At 46.8% G+C, this 3493-nt stretch carries 3 protein-coding genes; all 3 read right to left on the bottom strand.

The genetic code is table 11. The features are described 5' to 3' along the window. Positions 1-168: 168 nt before the first annotated feature. On the bottom strand, positions 169-1398 hold the full coding sequence (locus tag QZ375_RS13960; RefSeq protein WP_295219953.1) for a GH25 family lysozyme: 1230 nt from the start codon (positions 1396-1398) through the stop codon (positions 169-171). A gap of 1 nt (position 1399) precedes the next feature. Next, a complete protein-coding gene (locus QZ375_RS13955) occupies positions 1400-1816 on the bottom strand; it encodes a phage holin family protein (protein ID WP_295219950.1) in 417 nt (138 codons plus the stop codon). A gap of 4 nt (positions 1817-1820) precedes the next feature. Continuing rightward, the coding region (locus QZ375_RS13950) for a peptidase G2 autoproteolytic cleavage domain-containing protein (RefSeq protein WP_295219947.1) at positions 1821-3493 on the bottom strand (1673 nt) is incomplete at its 5' end.

The following is a 3493-nucleotide window of genomic DNA, read 5'->3' as shown; positions in this document are numbered from 1 at the left end:
AGAGAAGCAATACGAAGAACTCTAAAAAAAATCGGCTTAAACCTCACAGAACTGATGTAGCCTGCCACGCAAAATGCAAAAAACTGCCACGCAAAACGAAAAAAACGCTCTTGAACGTGGTGTTCAGGAGCGTTTTTCACTACATATAAACGGCATTTTACCGCTGTTTTATCCATTCAATTTTGCGTCAATCCTCGCCACGTGCTGCAAGATCTGCTTGAGGGTTTCCTCATCGATGGTGTCTTTTTTCGTATTCTCTGCCGATTCAGATGGTGTCGAATTTTTCGCAAAGCCATTCAGCCCAGCGGCTTTAATAATCGCCGGATAATCCTTGTACGCATAATCCAGATCCACATCTCCGGAAATGCCGGGAACACTACCTTTCCAGCTATACTGCCACAGCCCGTAGTTGTCGGAATAAGACGATCTGCTTACATCGACATGAGAAAGAAAAACATCATACCGATTTTTTACGCTGTTTCCGATGCAGCTTTCCAAAGCCGACTTGAACGTATAAATTGCCGTGTAGTATTCGGCCTTTTCCAACGCCCCGCAAAACGCTTGACACAGTGCGTCTGCGTTTTGCAGGCTTGCCTTTTCCTCAATATCGAATGCAATCGGATATTCGAACTGTTTTCCGGATAGGACAGACAAGCACACAGTTGCTTCCTGCTCCGCTTCTGCGGCGGTCGTGGCATAGCTGTACCAATACACACCGCAGGGGATCCCAAGCCGCTTACACTCGCTGTAGTTCCGTACAAACTGCACATCGATCTGGCTGAATTCTTTCCCATAGCCAGCACGAAGTATCGCAAAATCCACTTTGCCAGATGCCTTAACCTTGTCCCAGTCGATTGTGCCCTGATGTTTGGAAACGTCAATACCTTTGGCCTTTACGCCGGAACTGTTTGCTATAGTGGCGCTAGATGATTTTGCAATGCCGAAATAGCTGTAGAAATCGCTTGTTACAGTATTCGTGCCTTTGGTCTCGTCTCCATAGTATTTGCTGCCAGTTCGCACGTCCAGGTGCGTGGAAGTGTATGTGTCGGTGATGTTGGCAATACCACCGAAGCCCAGATCCTGCGCTGTACAGCAGACAGTCTTGCTACTGATTGGTTGACCATCCTGTCCGTAGCACACTACATCCGCAGCCGTGCCCTTGGTATGCTGCCCGGAACCTGTTCCACCCACCGCCTTGTCATGACTTGCGCATCTGTAACCGCTGTTGACAATAATCTTGCTGCAATTCAGCGCAGTATACAGCTTTTCCAACTTTTGCAGCAATTCCTCGGAGATCAGCGTGTTATGGCTTTTACCGCACTTGCAGCGGAATTCTTTGGCGTTAAAATGTGCGGTCAGCTGTGTGGTATCGCTGTAAGTATAGTTTTTTACTGCCATGTCAGTCATCATCCTTTCCCTTGTTTTGCAGCAAATCAATCGCTTTTGTCAATACTCCCGGCATGGGCACGCCCAGCAGACCTGCATTTTCCACAATGGAGATCAATTCATTGCACATAAATGCAATGCAGACGCCGTCACGAATATAGCTTGTCCCAAGCACAATATCCAATCGTACCGCAACCAGTACCAGCAACAGGGACACAACTTTTTTGGCAAGACCTTTCCAACCAATAAAACTGGACAGATGCCCGTTTTTGCTTTTTCGGGATTTTCCAACAGCTGCAATGATAAGCCCGGTCAAGTAGTCTATACTCATAAAAATCAGCAGTGTTGCCAATGACGCATCCCAACCTCCAAACAATCCAGCAATAAAGCTTCCAACAACGCCAAGCATGGCACAAATCGATTCTTTCATTATATCACCTCATCAAAATTTTCACATGTGTATCATCAATTCTGGATAACACACGATAACCAACACGCCCCTTAGACTTCGTAGCGATACCACCAGTAGTCGGTACACAGTAGCTGTTTGCCTGGCATGTCCCATCGTCCACAACAACCAGCTTACCCATCATGCCAACTACATCCCATTCAGGTCTTTCCGATCGTGGGATGTATTTTACATTCGGATCGTAGTCCGGGTTTAGCGTTTGGTACGTGTGTTCGTTTCCATCCTCGTCAATGATAGGTTCATCGTATAAATTTCCGCCGAAGATATCAGTCAGATACATCCCATTCCAATTGTCCTCATATGCATCGCCGACAATGGATGCAGCAGCAGATACAACGCCGATAATATCATCGTCAATAGATTCTGCAAACTTGATTTTTTCGCCGTCCAGCGTGACAAAATGTCCTCGTCTATCATCTTCATTTGGATTGCCGTCAAGCCATTCAAACATTTCGGCGTAGTCCGCACCGGTGGAACTATACGCACCAGTAGCGTATGTTTTGCCATCAGATGCCACTCTAAAGGCGTTTGCTCGTGCGCTGCTAGTACCTTTACCAACGGCAAAAAGTCCAGCATTATTCTGTGCGTTCCACTGTCCTACAACAGTAGAGTTGCCGATCAAGTTTGTCAAACCCCACCCAAACGTAAATGCACAATTCCCGTTAGATGATGTACACTGAGACCCAAATGCACCAGACCATGCAGTTGTGGCTGCACACTGGTATCCATGCACAAATGTTCTTTCTCCTGATGCAGTGGAGCTTGTACCGCCTGCATGGGATTGTACACCAGTAGCAACATTTTTCCAGCCCTCAACGTGGCAACAGTTGGCAAGACCTTTGTTATCACAGCCCTCAACATGTGCATAATCGTTTGCAGCCATGTTTGACGCATAGTCGTTAAATACCTCTGACTTGGAGCTGCCGGTATATGATGTGTTATTGTATGTATAGGTTTTACCGTCTGTGTGCATCCCGACTGCCGATGTAAGAGACAGCTGATTGGATGATGCTGTGAGTGTACCATAATTGGTTGATTTTGTCGTATGCGTGTGCAATTGACTATGTGTATGTGATGCAGCAGCAGCGCCGATCTCAGCCAATGTCCAGGCAACATTTGCAGATCCGTCAAAGGATTTCCCGGTGCTGCCGATGGTTAGTGTCCTTGCCGTCTGGAGTTTGGTGGCGGTGGATGCGTTACCCGATAAATTAGTGCAGTATAACGTACCATCCGGAGTGATTTTTACAAGCGGATCGTTATACATTCCACCGAGGCATATATATTTTAGTTCGTCCCCTATTCCGTATGCACCGATATAGCATAACGCAGTTGTATCAGTTACATCATAATATGCGATCCCCTGGAACCAGCCACCGTTTGCAGCAACATTGCATCTGATACCTGCCCTAGTTAGTGATGTCGATCTGCTATTTTCGCCTGGGATAGTGATCTTGCTATTTGCATCCATCGTCCCACCGGATAGCGGCAAATACTCTCCAAACTTTTTAGATACCGCCTTATTCTGCACCGGGTTTGTGCTGGTCGATGATAAGGCACTATCTACAATCGTTTTGTTAGCGCCTTCCTCAATGCTGTCAAGTTTGGTTTTGTCTGCTGCGGACATCAAGCCTTGTTCAG

Source organism: Ruminococcus sp. (assembly GCF_019417665.1).
Classification (GTDB): Bacteria; Bacillota; Clostridia; order Oscillospirales; family Ruminococcaceae; genus Ruminococcus_C.
Note: the sequence above shows the minus strand (reverse complement) of the source record. Positions and strands in the feature narration are given on the sequence as shown.